This is a genomic window from Streptomyces sp. DSM 120436 (assembly GCF_055778765.1).
The window spans coordinates 3,744,255-3,759,831 of record NZ_JBSKBS010000001.1; the positions used below are offsets into that span (position 1 = coordinate 3,744,255).

The following is a 15,577-nucleotide window of genomic DNA, read 5'->3' on the forward strand; positions in this document are numbered from 1 at the left end:
TCAGATCATGACCTGGCCCAGCGCCCACCTGGGCGCCGGGCCGTCCTCCTCCCCGCACGGGATGCTGGTCAACAACGCGTGTGCGGGCTTCACCTGGAGCGGCACCATCCGAAGCATGTCAGCGGACGGATACCAGCAGCGGCCGGCGGTGAACCACCTGAGCGCTGTGCTGCTCACCCGGTAACTGCTGCCGCTGTTGCGCGCGGGCAGCCCCTCACGCAGCGCCGACATCGCTTCGGTCGCGCAGGAACCGATGGAATCAAAACGATACGCAGCATGTCGATTTGGAGTGGTCCATGAACGAGGGAATTGTTTCCCATGCCTTCGGTGCCGACGGTCCTGGACTGCCAAGCCCACCGGCGGTGACGGACATCCGGCACACGCTCCGGGAGCAGAGCCGGAACGCGTCCGCGAACGCCGAACCCCGGCTCGGCCCCACCGTTCCGGCCGCCGTCCGGCGTTGGAAGCTGTGGCTCCTCACCGTGTGCGGTATCTACCCCACCATCGTCCTGCTGGGCCTGGCCACGAACCCTGTTCTGGAGGATCTGTACCTGCCGGTGCGACTCGCTGTACTCGTCCCGGCGGCGGCAGCAGCGATGGTCTGGCAGATCAATCCCCGACTGCAGCGGCATTTCGGAGCCTGGCTCACCAGATGACGAGCAGCCCGGCTCCGCCGCGGTGTGCTCCGCGGCGCCCGCACACCACAGACCACTGCGCAGGCTCACGGCGCGAGGCCGCGACGAGACCCACCGCGGCGTCTCCTCACTGGAGCTCTTCTTCGACCTGTGCTTCATCGTGGCCACAGCCCAGGCAGGCGCCCAACTGGTGCACGCCGTAGGCGAGGGACACACGGGCGAGGGGATCCTCACCTCCTTGATGATCCTCTTCGCCATCTGGTGGGCGTGGATGAACTCCACGTGGTTCGCCTCGGCTTACGGCAACGACGACGTGCTGTACCGGATCGTCACGCTGATCCAGACAGCCGGCGTGCTCGTCCTGACGGCAGGCGTCTTCCCACGCGTTCGAGGAACACGCGTACCTGGTCGTCGTCCTGGGCTATGTGATCATGCGGCTCGCCATGACGGCGCAGTGGCTGCGCGTGGCGCGGTCGAGCCAGGGCTCCGAGCGGACGATGGCGCTGCGGTACGCCATCGGGCTGTGCCAGATCCGCCGGCTGGGGCTGCTGGCCCTGCCGGAGGCCGGCCGCCCGTGGGTCTTCCTGGTGATGGCGCCACTGGAGAAGGCCGTACCGCTGTATGCGGAGCGGGCCCACCCCACGCCGTGGCACCCCCACCACATCGCCCGGGCGCCTTCCCGTTCAACCCATTGCGCGAGGACTGCCAGGCCGCGCCAGAACGCCTGCTGCGCCTTGCTCGGGCCCCCCTTCGCCGCACGCGTTGCCGCCGGGGCGCCAGACGGAGCCTCGGCGGGCTTGATGCCCAACCCGGACAGTCGCTCCTGCTGTTCGGTCGACAGCTGCGCCCATGTGCCCGGCTGGGTCTGCCGCTGGAGCCACCGCCCGATGCCGGCGCCGTCCATCAGCACTCTGGGCCGGATTTCGGGAAGGCTGCCGTCGGCGTCGGCCAGGTCGGCGAGGACGCGGTAGTGGCGTTGCCAGTCCAGGACCAGGGGACAATTTCCGGTCTGGGTCGATCGCGGCGAGCTGCTTCGCGTGTTCCGCGGCCCGCCCGGGGCCTTCCCGAGGCCGCCCCTGCCGGAGGTTGGCCAAGTGTTGCCCGATGGGCGCCATCGCTTAGCTCTCGCCCCGTTGCCTCCTGACGCGGTGCGAGGTGCCCTGTAGCCCGCCGGTAGGACCGTAGTGCGGCGAGCTTGGCCTCCCAGGCCTCTTCGCCCGGTTCCCAGGCCATCCCGGCCTCGCGTGCGTCGAGCAGCTCTTTGCGCCGCGGTTCCAGCTCGCCCGCCCGCAGCGCCTTTCCCTGCTGGTGAAGCCACTCCCAAGCGGAGAGGCCTTCGTCGCGCCAACCCCGGTCCCGTGTCGTACGGGACGGCGTAGAGGCTGGTGATCCCGCTCCCGGCTCGCCAGCGCCGCAGGGCTTGTCAGCCCTGCGGCCAGATCCGGGGTCCGGGTCGGTGGACCCGGGTGCGCAGCAAGGCCGCGATGGTCGCTGGGCCGCGCGGGGTGGAGAAGTGGAGCAGGGCGGACTCGGCAGCGGCGTCGGCGTGTTCCTGGTCTTCGCCGTCGTCCTCGCCGCCGGTGCCGACGCCGATGATCCGTCGTCTTCGTCGCGTCGGACGTGGATCGTGCGCTGTCCGCTGGCGTGGGCGCGGGAGGCGAGCTGCTCGACGAGTCTCATCATGACTGCGCAGGCCTCTGGAGGACGGCGATGAGGGGGCGGTAGCCGGCGGGGGCGACCGTGTCGGCCGGTCTTTGCCGGGCGGGAGGAGGACCGGCGTGATGATCCGCGCGCCCTTGGTGCTGTCGTTGCGGTGGGGCTGCAGCGCCCGACGGGTGTTCTGCATGATCTTCGTGCGGGAGCTGCGGGTGTCGGCGAAGCAGAGGGCTTCAGGCTCCGTTTGCCGGTGGGTGCAATACTTCCTGGTCAGGTGCGTGGCTAGTGTTTCGACTGCTTCGCGAGGCAGGACGAGGGACGCGGCGGATGTGGGCGAAGTCAGGGACAGGCACGGGCGTCGGCCCGACCGGGCTGGTCGGCCGGGAGGACGAGCTCGCCGAGCTCGCGGCGTTCCTGGACATGGCCGGGACGGACGGAGCTGTCCTGCTGCTCACCGGTGATCCGGGCGTGGGGAAGACGGCACTCCTGGACGCGACCGCCGAGCTGGCGGTGGCGAAGGGAGTGCGGGTCGTCCGCGGGAGCGGCGTCGAGTACGAGACGGACATCAGCTTCGCGGGGCTCCATCAGCTCGTCGGCTCGCTGCCGGACGAGCTCGGCCGTCTGCCGCGTTCCATGCGGGAGGCCCTCGAGGTCGCCCTCGGTCTCGGCGCTGGTCCCGCGCCGAGCCGGATCGCCGTCCTGAACGCGGCACTGTCCCTGTTCGACGAGGCCGCGAAGGAGCGGCCGTTGCTCCTCGTGGTCGATGACCTTCATGTCGTCGACCAGGCGAGCCGGGCCGCGGTGGGTTTCGTCGCCAGAAGACTGGGGGGCCGCCGCATCGGGCTGCTCGGAGCGCAGCGGGCGGAGTCCGGCGAATCCTTCCGGTCCACCGGTCTGCCGGAGCTCGAGGTCGCGCCGCTGGGTGACGCGGACGCCCTGCGGCTGCTGTCCCGACGCTTTGCTCACCTTCCCCGCCGGGTTCTTTCGACCGTGGCCCACGAGGCGCAGGGAAATCCCCTGGCGCTGCTCGAGTTCGCCGGGTCCACCGGGGTGTCCGGCGACCGACACGGCCAAGGGACGGGGCGGGCGAGCGGCCCGGGGCGGGATGTCCGCGCTCTGTACGGCGCCCGCGTCGGACGACTGCCGCGGGGAACGCGTGAGGTACTGCTGCTCGCGGCTCTTGAGGGCTCCGGCGACATCGGCGTCCTCGAGGCGGCCGGCGGGCCGGGCAGCCTTGAGGAACTCGCTCCCGCGGAGCGTGACCACCTGGTCATGGTCACGGAGAACGGCCGCGCGGTGCGCTTCAGGCATCCGCTGGTCAGGTCCGCGGTGGTCGACGGTTCCACCGGTGAACAGCGGCGCGGCGCCCACCGCCGGCTGGCCGACGCGCTGGCCGACCAGCCCGAGCGGCGCGGTGATCACCTCGCGAGAGCCACGACGGCGCCCGACGAGGCGGTCGCCGCCGTCGTGGAGTCGGCGGCCCGGAGCAGCCTGCGGCGCGGTGACGCTGACGGCGCGATCGCGAGATTGCGGCGCGCGGCCGAGCTGAGCACCGACCGAGCGGACCGCAGGCGCCGCCTGTCGCAGGCCGCCTATGCCGCCGCCTGGGTCACAGGCCATCTGGAGGTCAGCCACGAGATCATGCGCGAGGTCGAGGGCAATCCGGCGGCCCGGTCGCTCTCGGCGGCCGCGACGGCCGGCTTCCTGGTGCTCGTCACGGAAGGCGACGCCGATACGGCCCATGCACTCCTGATGGAGGCGGTCGAGCAGGCCCCGGTGATGTCCGGACCGCCGCATGAGGAGCTGGAGACCGCGCTGTTCACCCTCATCCTCGCCAGCCAGTACTCGGGCCGGCCCGAGCACTGGCAGCCTCTGGTCGACGTGCTCGCCCGGTCCCCCGAGGCGGCGCCCGCCGCCGCGGCGTCGCTGGGGCGCGTCCACCACGACCTCGGCTCCGTCACCGACGGCATGCTGCGCCGCCTGGACGAGGAGATCGCGCGGCTGAGGGACCAGAGTGACGCCGACGTGGTCATCCGCACCGCCCTGACCGCCTCGTACCTCGACCGGCTGCCGGGCTGTCGCGAGGCCGTGTCCCGGGTCATACGCGACGGCGGCGCGGTGGGATCGAGCATGCCGGCCCTGATGTTCGTCGCCCTGGACGACCTGTACGCCGGCCGGTGGCAGGCGTCGGCCGGCGCCGCGGACGAGCTCATCGCACTGTCCGAGGAGACGGGGTACCACCTGTTCGCCCAGGTGGGGCACTACGTCGCTGCGATGGCCGCGGCCCAGCGCGGCGCCCTCGACGCGTGCCGGGAGCACTGCGAGGACATCTGGGGGTGGTCGGGTCCCAGGGGCCTGCAGCGGCTGGAGAACTGCGCCCACCAGGCGGCCGCCCGGGCGGCCCTCGGCGCCGCCGACTTCGAGACGGCGTTCCGGCACGCCACGGCGATCTGCGCCCCGGGTGTGCTGCCGGCGTTCAATCCCGAGGCCGTGTGGTCCGCGCCGGACCTCGTCGAGGCCGCCGTGCGCTCCGGGCGGCACGCGGAGGCGCGGCGGCACGCGGACGCGCTGCGCGACGCCGGTGTCGGTCACCTCTCGTCGCGGTTCGCGCTGAGCGCGGCCACGGTCACGGCGATGACATCGGCTGTCGAGGACATGGTCCGGTGCTTCGAGGAGGCGCTCGGGCTGCCGGGCGTCGAGCAGTGGCCCTTCGAGGTCGGCCGTGCTCATCTGGCGTACGGCGAGAGGCTGCGCCGTCAGGGGCTCAACCGCGAGGCCCGGGGGCAGCTGGCCGCCGCCCGCGGCCGCTTCGAGGAGCTCGGGGCGCGTTCGTGGGAGGCCCGGGCCGCGGCGGAGCTCCGCGCCACCGGGATGACGCGGACCGGCCGGGGCAAGGCCGGCGATGCCCTCACCCCGCAGGAGCTGGAGGTCGCCAGGCTGGCGGCGACGGGGCTGTCGAACCCGCAGATCGCGTCGCGTCTGTTCCTTTCGCCGCGGACCGTGTCGTCGCATCTCTACCGTGTGTTCCCGAAGCTGGGGATCACGTCACGGGCCGGGCTCCGCGACGCTCTGGAGGCGCTGCCTCCCGAGCCTCCGGCCACCGGGCTGTGAGAGCTGCCGTCCGGGTCTCGGCGCTGCCCCGGTGCTGACGTAAGCGAGCCGTCGGCCGGATGTCAGTCAGCTGACGGAGGCTGTCGGCACGGTGGCCGAGCCATTCTCGTGGAGACATCGAATCCGCCCGGTACCCGGGCGAGACCACGAGGAGCAGCTTGGGCACTGGTTCGGGCGAAGCCATCCGGCTGTGGTCGGGACGTGCTGAGGCACCGGGATCGATGGGACGGTTGCGCGATGCCGTCCCGTACGGGGGGCTGACTCCTGAGACCTTTGACCGCAGTGTCCAGTCACGGGCCTGTCGACTGTCGTTGCGGGATGGTTCCTGCTGTCACCGAGCCACAGGGCGTGTCCCCGTAGGGGCTTTGCCGATGATCAGGCGCCATCACAGTTCAGACCGCCCGGGCCAGTGTCGGCTACTCAGCACATGACGACGCGGAAGGTGAACCGCCCTGACGAGTGAAGAGCACAGCTCCTCCTCCGATACGGATCCGCCCGTTCGGCGCGAGGTCCTCCTGGGCGTGGACACGCACGGCGAAGTCCATGTCGCGGCCGTGGTCCCCCCGCTGGGAAAGGTCCTGGGCACCGAGTCCTTCCCAGCGACGGCGGCCGGCTACCGACAACTGCTCGTCTGGGCCCGCACACGGGGTACGGTGCGCCGGGCCGGGGTGGAGGGCACCGGCGCCTTCGGCGCGGGCCTGTCCCGCTACCTGCCGGCTCGGCACGTCCAGGTGCTTGAAGCGAACCGGCCCGACCGGTCGGCCCGCCGTCTGCTCGGCAAGTCGGGCCCGCTCGACGCGCAGGCCGCAGCGCGGGCCGTGCTCAGCGGCCGCGCCCGGGCCAAGTCCGGCGACGGTCCGGTGCACAGCGCCCGGATCCACAAGCTCGCCAAGGACTCCGCGGTCGAGGCCCGCACCCAGGTGATCAACCAGCTCAAAGCCCTCCTGGTCGTCGCCGACCCCGCTCCGCGGGAACGGTTGTCGAGCTTGGGCAATGCCGAGCTGTTCACCCGCCGTGAGATCATCCGATGCCTCAAGCGATACGCGGCCCGCGAGGTCTTCAACCTGGTCAGACCGGCTTTCCGCACCCCTGCGTTACAGGGGCGGCCGTGCCCGTCAGCGTCGGCGGGCACCGCACGCACGATCTCGTGTGTGGCGTGATCATTCCTGTGGTGACCCGGTGTGTGCGCGTGGAGCGTCTGCGTCAGCTGTCGTGGTGGGGTTTTCCCTGCCCGCGCCTTTGGTGTGGGCGTTTTGCTGTGCTGTGCCGCGGGAACCAGGACGATCACCTCCGTCTGCCGTACGGAGTAGTAGGCGTTCATCGACTGGAAGGCATAGACGTGGCAACGGGTACTGTGAAGTGGTTCAACGCGGAGAAGGGCTTCGGCTTCATCGCCCAGGACGGCGGCGGCCCGGATGTCTTCGCGCACTACTCCGCGATCAACTCCACCGGCTTCCGAGAGCTCCAGGAGGGCCAGGCCGTGACCTTCGACGTCACCCAGGGCCAGAAGGGCCCGCAGGCCGAGAACATCAACTTGGCCTGACCTCGCAGACCTGCTCGCGGGATCGTGCGCGCCGCGTCCGGTGGCCGACGCCCACCTGGACGAAGGCGCCTGCTCTCGTGCCGGGCCTTCACAGATCAGGGCCGCGCAGCCATGGCTGCGCGGCCCTGATCTGTGAAGGCCCGGGGCCGCTGCCACTTCGGTTTGAACCTTCCTGACCTCAGTCGCTGCAAGCGTCGTCGGGCACGGGAGCCGCGTGTCTGGCGCGGCTACCGTGCAGCTCGGAGGAGCCGACGTTCAGACGCTCGTCCAGGCATCGAGGAAGGCTTTCCGCCCAGCCGGGTCGTCCGACCTGCGGTCTGCGTGCAGGACGCGCCAGGCGGTGAGCTCGAGATCTCGGAGCCACAGTTCTCCGATGACCTGTGTCTTGAGGTCGGGCAGATGGTCGGACTCGACAAGGGCCTGACCGATCACCTCCCCGGCCGCGAAGCGCTGGGGCGGGGGCATCTCATCGACGGCCGAGAGGATTTGCCGGGCCAGGCCGGTTCCCGCTCCTGCCAGCGAACGCAGCCCCGAATCCTTGATGTTGACGGGCAGCAGGTACGCGGTGCCCGAAGACCTCCACAGGTCCGACCAGAAGCGCTCTCCTGCCGCGGTAGGGGCAGGCAGCGCGGCCAGCAGCCCGAGGAGATGGCCGGTGGCCGCATAGCGATCGGAGTGGGCGGCTGCGACCACTGCGACGCCGGCGACGCCCTCCACATCGAGCTGGCTCGCCTCGAGACGCGGAGCCAGGTCCAGTTGGTGTTCCAGGGTTCGGCTATCACGAGGTCTTCCATGCCCTGACCGTGGCAGCGTTCACCGCGCACTACGCCGCCATCTCCCTCGCCACCTACTGACCGCGCCGGGTTCGGGCTCGCGCCGCTTGTCACACACGTTGCCGCGTGTTGCTCCGGGACGGGCGGGGCGGTCCCTGGGCATCCCCCTGCTTGAAATCCGCCGCAGTCCTGTCTGCAAGTCGGCTGTTTTCCGGGATGCGGCGCTTGGTGGGGCAGGGTAGGGACAGAGGAGCGAGAGAAGGCGAGACAGCGGCCTTCAGTCGACCTGCGATGGTAGGCGCCCCGTGTTCGAGGCGGAAGACATGAGGGAATGGCGGTGGCCAGGACGTGCTCGACCATGAGCGGCAACACACACGTTCAGGGAATCCGAGCACGCCGTGATCGATACCGGAGGGGGCCCTGACAGCTGCCCCGAGAAGCTCTCAGTCCTCGTTCCCGTGCATGTGCTCCGCCCCGCTGCCAATCTTCGGCGCCGTCGACTTCAGCCAGGCCGCATGCTTACTCGGGTACCGGGTCACCGTCTGCGACGCCCGACCCGTCTTCGCGACCGTCGCCCCCTTCCCGTACGCCGACGAAGTCGTCGTGGCGGTTCCGCAGCACCCTCTTCCTGCGCGGTGAAGGCAACCGGCGACGAGACCACCACCCTGGACATCAATCCTGCCGAGCAAGACGTCGGCGATGCGGCGGCCTTCCTCCGGACACCACCGAGTCCCCCTGGGCGGAACCGACGCTCGGACGCCGCAGTGGGCATGGCGTCCTCCTCCGGCGCTGCATGGACAGGCGGCCATGTGCATGACTGTGGGTGTGCGGTCTCGACGGGGAGCTTCCGGGGGTGCTCGCTCGTCCGACGAGTCTGCTTGTTTGTTCACAGGCGGATGACGACCAGCGCGACGAGCGCATGCGAAAGTCGATTGGGTCGATTCCGATCGGTGCCGTACAGTTCACCGTACCGACGCGGGGTGGAGCAGCTCGGTAGCTCGCTGGGCTCATAACCCAGAGGTCGCAGGTTCAAATCCTGTCCCCGCTACTCAAACGTGAAGGCCCGGCATCCACCGGGCCTTCACTGCGTGTGTGCCGGTTCGGACCTGGCTCTCGGCGAACAGGGCACCGCGGTCGCAGAAGGCGTCAACGCGCTGGGCTGCACCGAGGCCGTACGCCGCCTCAGCCACCGTGCTCACGGGATCGTGGGTCTGACACAAGGCGGCAATCTGTTTTGTTGCCGTGCAGGTCGCCGCGCCAGGCCCAGACGAAGGCGAAGTCGGTGGTGATGCCGTACTCCAGGACGTGGGGGCGGCCGTGGAACTCGCGGCTCTCCTTCGACGGGGAGGCGAGGGCGACCGAACCGTCCGGCGCGTACCGCCAGGGCAGGCCGTCCTTCGCCCCGTCACATTCGACGCATGAGCCACACTCGGGCAGGCGCCCGGGGGCGGACGCCGATGTGCACGAGGTGGAACCCGGCGACGAGTCGGTCCTGATGTCCAGCCTCATCACCGGCCCACCGGGTTGGCCCGGGCGGCCTGGTGGCGAGCGCTGCGTCGGGCATCCCGCAGCGCCTCCAGCAGCTGACCTGCCGCCCGAGCAGCAACATGACGGCCACGGGCATCAGAAACGCGGACAGCCCGGTACCGGCCACGAGGAGAGAGAGTCCGCCAGACATGACGCTCATTTGACGCTCCGGCCGCCTCACAGCCCGCGCCCAAGGCACCCCATGTGAACTGCACATTCTCCTCCCGTCCACCCACCTTGTGACGTGTTTCCGATGACGCATCACGTGAAGTGGGTGGCGCTTCTGGAGCCTGCGGACAAGGGCGCCTGACCTCGGGTTCGTGAGCCAGGCGCTTGCAACAATCAGGCGGCGACGAGCTCCTGCTCACGGTCCGGCGTCTTGACCTCGGGCTTCTTGTTCGGCAGCGAGAGCCGGAAGACCTTGCACCACGCGGAGAACACCTGCTTGGGCAGCGGCCCGGTGACGTACTCCAGCTCGTACTTCTCGAACAGCGCGCGCACCTTCACCGCGACCTCGGCGTACCGGTTGCTCGGCAGGTCCGGGAACAGGTGGTGCTCGATCTGGTGCGAGAGGTTGCCGGTCATGAAGTGCATGGCCTTGCTGCCGCTGATGTTCGCCGAGCCCATCATCTGGCGCAGGTACCACTGGCCGCGTGTCTCGCCCTTGATCGACCGGCGCTCGAAGACCTGTACGCCCTCGGGGAAGTGCCCGCACATGATCACGGAGTGGGACCAGATGTTGCGGACCAGGTTCGCGGTGAACGTGGCGGCGAGCGTGGGGAGGAACGACGGGCCCGACAGCAGCGGGTGGATCACGTAGTCCTTGAGCACCTGCTTGCGGATCTTGCGGCCCACGGCCCTGGCCCGCGCGCGGAACTCCGGGTCCTTGCGGCGGCGCTTGCGCAGGTTCTTGCCGAGCTCCAGGTCGTACGCCGCGATGCCGTACTCGAAGAAGCAGGCGTTGATGAAGTTCCACAGCGGCTGGCCGAGGTGGAACGGGTGCCACTTCTGGTCCTCGTCGACGCGCATGATGCCGTAGCCGAGGTCGTTGTCCTTGCCGATCACGTTGGTGTACGTGTGGTGCAGCTCGTTGTGCGAGTGCTTCCACTGGTCGGCCGGCGAGACGTGGTCCCACTCCCAGGTGGTGGAGTGGATCTTCGGGTCCCGCATCCAGTCCCACTGGCCGTGCAGGACGTTGTGGCCGATCTCCATGTTGTCCATGATCTTCGCCACGGACAGCCCGGCGGTGCCGAGCACCCACGCGGGCGGGAAGAGCGAGAACAGCAGCACGCCCCTGCTGACCAGCTCGAGCGTGCGCTGCGCCGAGATGACCTTACGGATGTAGGCGGCGTCCTTCTCGCCGCGGTCGGCGATCACCTCGTCGCGGATCGCGTCCAGCTCGCGTCCCAGTTCCTCGATCTGCTCCGCGGTCAGGTGGGCGGTGGGGTCGATGGCGGTCAAGGTGCTCCTACCGTTCGATGTCACAGGGGCCCGCCGCGGCGGACACACAGGTCTGGATGAGGACGCCCGGCTCGGCCTCGGTGATCTCGCCGGTGCGCAGGTCGCGGACGGCGCCCGCCTTGAGCGGCGTGACGCAGCCGAAGCAGATGCCCATGCGGCACCCGGAGGGCATGAGCACGCCGGCTTCCTCGCCGACGTCCAGCAACGGGGTGGCGCCGTCCGCGTCGACGGTCTTGCCGGTGGTACTGAACGTGACCTCGCCGCCGTCACCGGTGGCGACGACGCTGGGGCGGAAGCGTTCGATGTGCAAGCGCTCTGGGACGCCGTGCTCACTCCAGTGCTTCTCGGCGGCGTCGAGCAGACCCGCGGGCCCGCAGGCCCAGGTCTCGCGCTCGGTCCAGTCGGGCACGAGTTCGTCGAGACGGGCGATGTCGAGCATGCCGTCAGTGTCGGTGTGCACCTCGGTGAGCCGCAGCTTCCCGTCCGTGGCCAGGCCGTGCAGTTCGTCGCGGAAGATCACGTCCTGCGGCCGCGGCGCGCAGTGGACCATGACGACGTCGTCGAGCTCGGTGTCGCGCAGCATGCCCATCACGGGTGTGATGCCGCTGCCGGCCGTCAGGTAGAGCACCTTGGCGGGCTTGGCCCGCGGCAGCACGAAGTCACCGGTCGCCTGGTCGAGCTGGATCAGTGTGCCCGGTTTCGCCCTGTGGACCAGGTGGTTGCTGACCTTGCCGTCCGGGATCGCCTTCACGGTGATCGTGACGCGGCCGTCCTGGCGGTCGGTCGGCGAGGTGATGGAGTAGGCACGCCACAGGCGCACCCCGTCGACGTCCACCCCGATCCGCACGTACTGACCGGCCGTGTGGCCGCGCCAGCCCCGTCCCGGTCTGATCACGACAGTCGCGGCGTCATCCGTCTCGGGGTGCACGGCCTCGATGCGCCCCCGCAGGTCAGCGCCCGCACGCAGCGGGCTGACCAGGTCGAGGTAGTCCGACGGCAGCAGCGGCGTCGTGACCAGCTCCAGCATTTTCCACGCCCTGCTGCGGAGGGCTGCACTACTCATGACTCCAGCTTGCTGCGCCTTGAGGCGTAAAGTCCTGACCGCAGGATGTGAATCTGGTCGGCTGAATTGTTCACAGGGAACAAAAACGTGAGCCATGCAATCCGGAGGGCCAGCGAACTGGCCCTGGATGAGACGACGGTCACCGCACTTCGGGCCGCGCTGAAGACCACCGCCGACGAGGTCGTCCAGGCGATCATCGACGAGGTCCCTCCCTACGCCAACGCCCTTTCGGGCAGCATGGGCGGCACCATCCGCCGAGCCGTCCGCACCGCCCTCGGGCACTACCTGGACCTCGCGAGCGGGAACGCCACGGGCGGCGGCGGCGGTGACGCGGCCTACGAGCTGGGCCGCGGCGAGGTGCGCGACGGCCGTTCGATGGACGCCCTGCTCAGCGCCTACCGCGTCGGCGCCCGCGTGGCCTGGCGATGCCTGGCAGCGGGCGCCGTGTCCGCAGGTCTGCCCGCCGCCGAGGTCGCCAAGTTCGCCGAGCTGACCTTCGCCTACATCGACGAGCTCTCCGCCGCGAGCGCCGCGGGCCACGCCGACGAACTGGTCGCCCGGGGCAGGGCTCACGAGCGCCACCTGGAACACCTGGCCCGCGACCTCCTCGCCGGCGCGAGCCCGGACGTGCTGCTGGCCTCTGCTCAACGTGCCGGATGGCAGCCCCCGGACTCGCTGACGGCGGTCCTGCTGCCCGCCGCCCAGGCCCGGCCTGCCTACCGCGCGCTCGACCCGAGCACCCTCGTCCTCGACGATCTGCCGGACGCCACCGGTGTGCTGCTCGTCCCCGATGCCGACCGATCACATCTCTTGCGGCAGCTGACCGACCGCACCGCAGTGGTCGGCCCGGCCCGGCCATGGGCTCGTGCGTCCGCCTCGTACGCACGAGCCCTACGCGCGCGCTCCCTCTCCTCTGATATCCGCGACACCGAGGACCACCTGCCCGAGCTCGTGCTGAGCGCCGACGTCGACGCGTACGCAGACCTGCGTGCCCGAGCCCTCGCACCGTTGCACACCTTGCCTGTCACGACCGCACGGCGGCTGGAGGAGACGTTGCGGGCGTGGCTGCTGCACCAAGGCAGGCGGGACGAGGTCGCGGCGGCGTTGTTCGTCCATCCCCAGACCGTCCGGTACCGGATGTCGCAGCTGCGGGAGCTGTTTCCGGATCTCGCATCGCCACACCGGGTCCTCGAACTGACGCTGGCTGTCGGTCTTCGGGACAGCTGACGCGTACTTCGACCGTCCACGAACTCCCGGCGGATCCCGGCATCGTGCTCGGTGTCCCAGCCGGGACGGTTCGGGTGAACGACGCGATCAAGGTGCAGCAGGTCGGCTGACAGGGAGCGTTCCACCACGAGTCGCCCACCTGCCGGTCCGTCAGGCCCGCGTCTCGCACGACCAGCCGCACCCGGTCGCGACTGAGCGGGAGTTGGCCGAGGAGGACGCCGGTCGCTTCGAGCAGGGTGTTGGCGAAGGCTGGAGCGACCGGGTTGAAAGGGCGGACTGTCGGCCGTGACGCCCGTTTGGCTCCCGGGGCGCCCACATGCATGGAGAAGGGCCAGGAAATAGGATCTGACCTCGGGCTTTCCGAAGATCGCTCAGGTCGACATCTTTCCGATGATCCACCAGGCCGGCGTGCCGCGATTGAACCGGTCGCGAAGAGCTCCTGAACTGCGGTTGTGGGCGCACAATGTGCGGTGCGGGCGTTCAGTAGGTGGGACCGTAAGGGCTCCAGTGCCCGAGGAAGGGTTTCAGGTCGTCGGCTTGTGGCTTGGGAATGTCGGGCAGCCGGGGCGGTGTGTTCAATGGGTCGAGGCGTTCAACGGTGGCCGCTGCCCAGCTGATCCATTCCTCGGCTTCGGTTCTGGCCTGGCCCGGAGGCATGTCCACTCGCGTGCGTACGGTGCTCACGTATTGGGTCAGTCCGGTGGCGTGGCGCCATGCCGCTTCCTGGGCTTCCAGGTGCTGGACGCGGTACGCCTCCGCGTACCGGATGCGGGCTTGTTCCATGGCGGCTTCCCAGCGGATGCGCTTGTGGCGTGCCGCTTCGGCCTCGTCCTGGCGTCTGCGTTCGGCGGCTTCGCCGCGCAGCGTGACCTCCTGTGCGAGCTCGGCGAGCTGCTGTTCGAGGGCGCGGCCGGGAGCGTCGGTCCATTCGCTCGCCCGGTGTGGCTGGCCGCCGCTGAGGATGATGCGGAGGCGTTCGGACGGGGTGTAGTCGAAGCGGGGGATTCTGACTCAGGAGTGCTTCTTGGCGTCGGCGGGTTCCTTCTCGGTGGCGACGTGCTCGGCCCGGTCCTGCTCCTGGAGGACGACAAACCCCACTGTCTGGCCCTGTGCGGTGATGGTGAAGTGGGGATTTGCCCTGCGGCGGCGATGAGGTGGGGGTGCGAAGCCGGTCTGCCCGGCCGAGCAGGTGTGCCCTTCGGCCTCGGCGGCGGTGATCAGTGCCTGGATGAGCCGGAGAACGCGTCCTTGGACGGGCTTGGTCAGGCCCAGCGGCTGGCGTTCGTTCTGCATGGCCCGCACCACGGTGTGCGGCCGAGTGAGCCGCGAGGGCACGGGGACGGGGTCCAGGACGGCAAGGCGCCAGGCGGGGATGACGACGAGCTTGATCTCGTACCCGTCGCGGCACCGGTTTCCGTACAGCTCCTTCGTCTCCGGAACCCTTCCGGACCTGCGTGCGGCGGCGACGCGGGACGGCCACTTCTCCAAGCCGGGACCGCTGCCGCTCTTGACGATCCTGCCGCCGGCCTCCGCGAGCTCCTGTAACAGCTGCTCCGTGAACGTCACACGAGGATGTGAGGGAGGGCTTGGCTTCCGCTCGGTGGCCGGAGTCTCCTGCGCTCTGGTGGACTTAGGTCGTGGACCGGCGGCCTGGGTCTTCCGCGGGCGTGATCCGCGGGGAGGGTACGTGCCGTGCGCCAGGTAGTGCCGACCGGCGCTTGTCAGGGCGACGCTCCACTGCCCGGTCTTCCGGGAGACCGTCACCAGGCCACGGCTGTGGAGTGCCTGGCGGGTGGTCTTGTAGGAGCTTGTGTTCCATACGCCTGCAGGGCACCCGGCTCCCACCCACTGCAACACCGACAGCTGCCGCTCATTGACCCGCCGTTCCAATGGCCCGCCTTCGACTCGAAGTGACGCACGACGGCGGCATGGTGCCAGTTCCGGTGGTAGGCGACCGGTGCTTCGAGTCAATTCGCTCGAACGAGCGGGCTGACGTGGCCGGAAGCCGGTTGGGCCGAGAACCGTGGGCGGGTGCCTGTCCTACGGCGGGGTCTGACTCCTGAGATCTCTGACCGGGGTGTCCTGATCACACTGTGTCGACCGCCGGCCAGGGGACTGCGCACTGTTGGTCTCGGGCTGATGGACGTGTCTCGATAGGGGCTTGCCGGAAAGGCGTCATCACGATTCTGACCGTCCGCACGGCCCGGTGCCGGCTACGCGATAAGCCGTCGGCCTGAAAGGGAACGAGCATGACCGGCACGTCCACTGCTTCGCGTCCTTGTCGGCGTCGGCCGGCGAGGGAGGTGGTCCTGGGAGTGGACACGCACCGGGATGCCCATGTGGCCGCCGTGCTCTCCCTGGTGGGGGAAGTGATCGGCACCCAGGAGTTCCCGGCCACCGCGGCCGGCTACCGCAACCTGCTGGGGTGGGCCAGGGCGTCGGGTACGGGCGGCGGGCCGGAGTGGAAGGGACCGGTTCCTTCGGGGCGGCCCTGTCCCGCTACCTGCTGGCCCAGGGCGTGGACGTTTTCGATGTGAACCGGTTCGACCGGGCCGACCGCCGACGGCGAGGCAAGTCCGAC

General features: G+C 69.8%; 11 protein-coding genes, 1 tRNA gene and 4 pseudogenes. 9 read left to right on the forward strand and 7 right to left on the reverse strand.

The features are described 5' to 3' along the window. The first annotated feature begins 7 nt into the window (after window positions 1–7). From ACWH4W_RS16760 to ACWH4W_RS16770, 3 genes and pseudogenes are all read left to right on the forward strand, one after another. The gene (locus ACWH4W_RS16760) at window positions 8–184 is read left to right on the forward strand and encodes a hypothetical protein (RefSeq protein ID WP_473076529.1); all 177 of its coding nucleotides are present in this window, start codon (window positions 8–10) and stop codon (window positions 182–184) included. Between the two features lie 112 nt (window positions 185–296). Next, window positions 297–656 (forward strand): putative antibiotic biosynthesis monooxygenase, encoded by a 360-nt coding sequence (locus ACWH4W_RS16765; RefSeq protein ID WP_473076530.1) that lies wholly within the window; start codon window positions 297–299, stop codon window positions 654–656. Continuing rightward, window positions 653–1,303: pseudogene (locus tag ACWH4W_RS16770) on the forward strand (low temperature requirement protein A); the annotation flags it as partial. The gene ACWH4W_RS16765 and the pseudogene ACWH4W_RS16770, both read left to right, overlap by 4 nt. A 2-nt stretch (window positions 1,304–1,305) precedes the next feature. Here the strand turns inward: ACWH4W_RS16770 and ACWH4W_RS16775 are convergent. Beyond that, a pseudogene (locus ACWH4W_RS16775) lies at window positions 1,306–2,526 on the reverse strand (helicase associated domain-containing protein); the annotation flags it as partial. A 92-nt stretch (window positions 2,527–2,618) separates the two neighbouring features. On the opposite strand from ACWH4W_RS16775, the gene ACWH4W_RS16780 reads away from it, so the two are divergent. The 3 genes from ACWH4W_RS16780 (at window position 2,619) to ACWH4W_RS16790 (ending at window position 6,945) form a co-directional block, all read left to right on the forward strand. Next, window positions 2,619–5,402 carry an ATP-binding protein gene (locus tag ACWH4W_RS16780; protein ID WP_473076531.1) on the forward strand — a complete coding sequence of 928 codons (2,784 nt, stop codon included), beginning with the start codon at window positions 2,619–2,621 and terminating at the stop codon, window positions 5,400–5,402. A gap of 521 nt (window positions 5,403–5,923) precedes the next feature. After that, window positions 5,924–6,562: an IS110 family transposase gene (locus tag ACWH4W_RS16785; protein WP_473076532.1), complete on the forward strand. Its 639-nt coding sequence runs from the start codon at window positions 5,924–5,926 to the stop codon at window positions 6,560–6,562. Between the two features lie 179 nt (window positions 6,563–6,741). After that, a complete protein-coding gene (locus tag ACWH4W_RS16790; protein ID WP_030052720.1) occupies window positions 6,742–6,945 on the forward strand; it encodes a cold-shock protein in 204 nt (67 codons plus the stop codon). 255 nt (window positions 6,946–7,200) lie between these two features. On the opposite strand, the gene ACWH4W_RS16795 is transcribed toward ACWH4W_RS16790, so the two are convergent. Continuing rightward, window positions 7,201–7,662 (reverse strand): hypothetical protein, encoded by a 462-nt coding sequence (locus tag ACWH4W_RS16795; RefSeq protein ID WP_473076533.1) that lies wholly within the window; start codon window positions 7,660–7,662, stop codon window positions 7,201–7,203. Between the two features lie 53 nt (window positions 7,663–7,715). Here ACWH4W_RS16795 and ACWH4W_RS16800 point away from each other — a divergent pair. Both ACWH4W_RS16800 and ACWH4W_RS16805 read left to right on the forward strand, forming a co-directional pair. After that, window positions 7,716–7,799 (forward strand): annotated as a pseudogene (locus ACWH4W_RS16800) (PAQR family membrane homeostasis protein TrhA); the annotation flags it as partial. A gap of 893 nt (window positions 7,800–8,692) precedes the next feature. Further along, window positions 8,693–8,766: transfer RNA gene (locus ACWH4W_RS16805), tRNA-Met, on the forward strand. Between the two features lie 188 nt (window positions 8,767–8,954). On the opposite strand, the pseudogene ACWH4W_RS16810 reads toward ACWH4W_RS16805, so the two are convergent. The 3 genes and pseudogenes from ACWH4W_RS16810 to ACWH4W_RS16820 form a co-directional block, all read right to left on the reverse strand. Continuing rightward, window positions 8,955–9,119 (reverse strand): annotated as a pseudogene (locus ACWH4W_RS16810) (succinyl-CoA--3-ketoacid-CoA transferase); the annotation flags it as partial. A 468-nt stretch (window positions 9,120–9,587) separates the two neighbouring features. Beyond that, window positions 9,588–10,706 (reverse strand): fatty acid desaturase family protein, encoded by a 1,119-nt coding sequence (locus tag ACWH4W_RS16815; protein WP_473076534.1) that lies wholly within the window; start codon window positions 10,704–10,706, stop codon window positions 9,588–9,590. Window positions 10,707–10,713: 7 nt separating this feature from the next. Further along, entirely contained in the window at window positions 10,714–11,769 is a 1,056-nt protein-coding gene (locus ACWH4W_RS16820) for a ferredoxin reductase (RefSeq protein WP_473076535.1), read from the reverse strand. A gap of 87 nt (window positions 11,770–11,856) precedes the next feature. Here ACWH4W_RS16820 and ACWH4W_RS16825 point away from each other — a divergent pair, with 87 nt between their 5' ends. After that, window positions 11,857–12,996 (forward strand): PucR-like N-terminal domain-containing protein, encoded by a 1,140-nt coding sequence (locus ACWH4W_RS16825; RefSeq protein WP_473076536.1) that lies wholly within the window; start codon window positions 11,857–11,859, stop codon window positions 12,994–12,996. Window positions 12,997–13,476: 480 nt separating this feature from the next. Here ACWH4W_RS16825 and ACWH4W_RS16830 read toward each other — a convergent pair whose 3' ends face one another. Next, a complete protein-coding gene (locus ACWH4W_RS16830) occupies window positions 13,477–13,779 on the reverse strand; it encodes a hypothetical protein (protein WP_473076537.1) in 303 nt (100 codons plus the stop codon). A 228-nt stretch (window positions 13,780–14,007) separates the two neighbouring features. Beyond that, complete coding sequence (locus ACWH4W_RS16835) at window positions 14,008–14,562, reverse strand: hypothetical protein (RefSeq protein WP_473076538.1); 555 nt, start codon at window positions 14,560–14,562, stop codon at window positions 14,008–14,010. Window positions 14,563–15,577: the final 1,015 nt, after the last annotated feature.

Coding starts and splice junctions, on each gene's coding strand:
- ACWH4W_RS16760 (WP_473076529.1), top strand. CDS start 8: ATGACCTGGCCCAGCGCCCACCTGGGCGCCGGGCCGTCCTCCTCCCCG.
- ACWH4W_RS16765 (WP_473076530.1), top strand. CDS start 297: ATGAACGAGGGAATTGTTTCCCATGCCTTCGGTGCCGACGGTCCTGGA.
- ACWH4W_RS16780 (WP_473076531.1), top strand. CDS start 2,619: ATGTGGGCGAAGTCAGGGACAGGCACGGGCGTCGGCCCGACCGGGCTG.
- ACWH4W_RS16820 (WP_473076535.1), bottom strand. CDS start 11,769: ATGAGTAGTGCAGCCCTCCGCAGCAGGGCGTGGAAAATGCTGGAGCTG.
- ACWH4W_RS16830 (WP_473076537.1), bottom strand. CDS start 13,779: ATGGAACAAGCCCGCATCCGGTACGCGGAGGCGTACCGCGTCCAGCAC.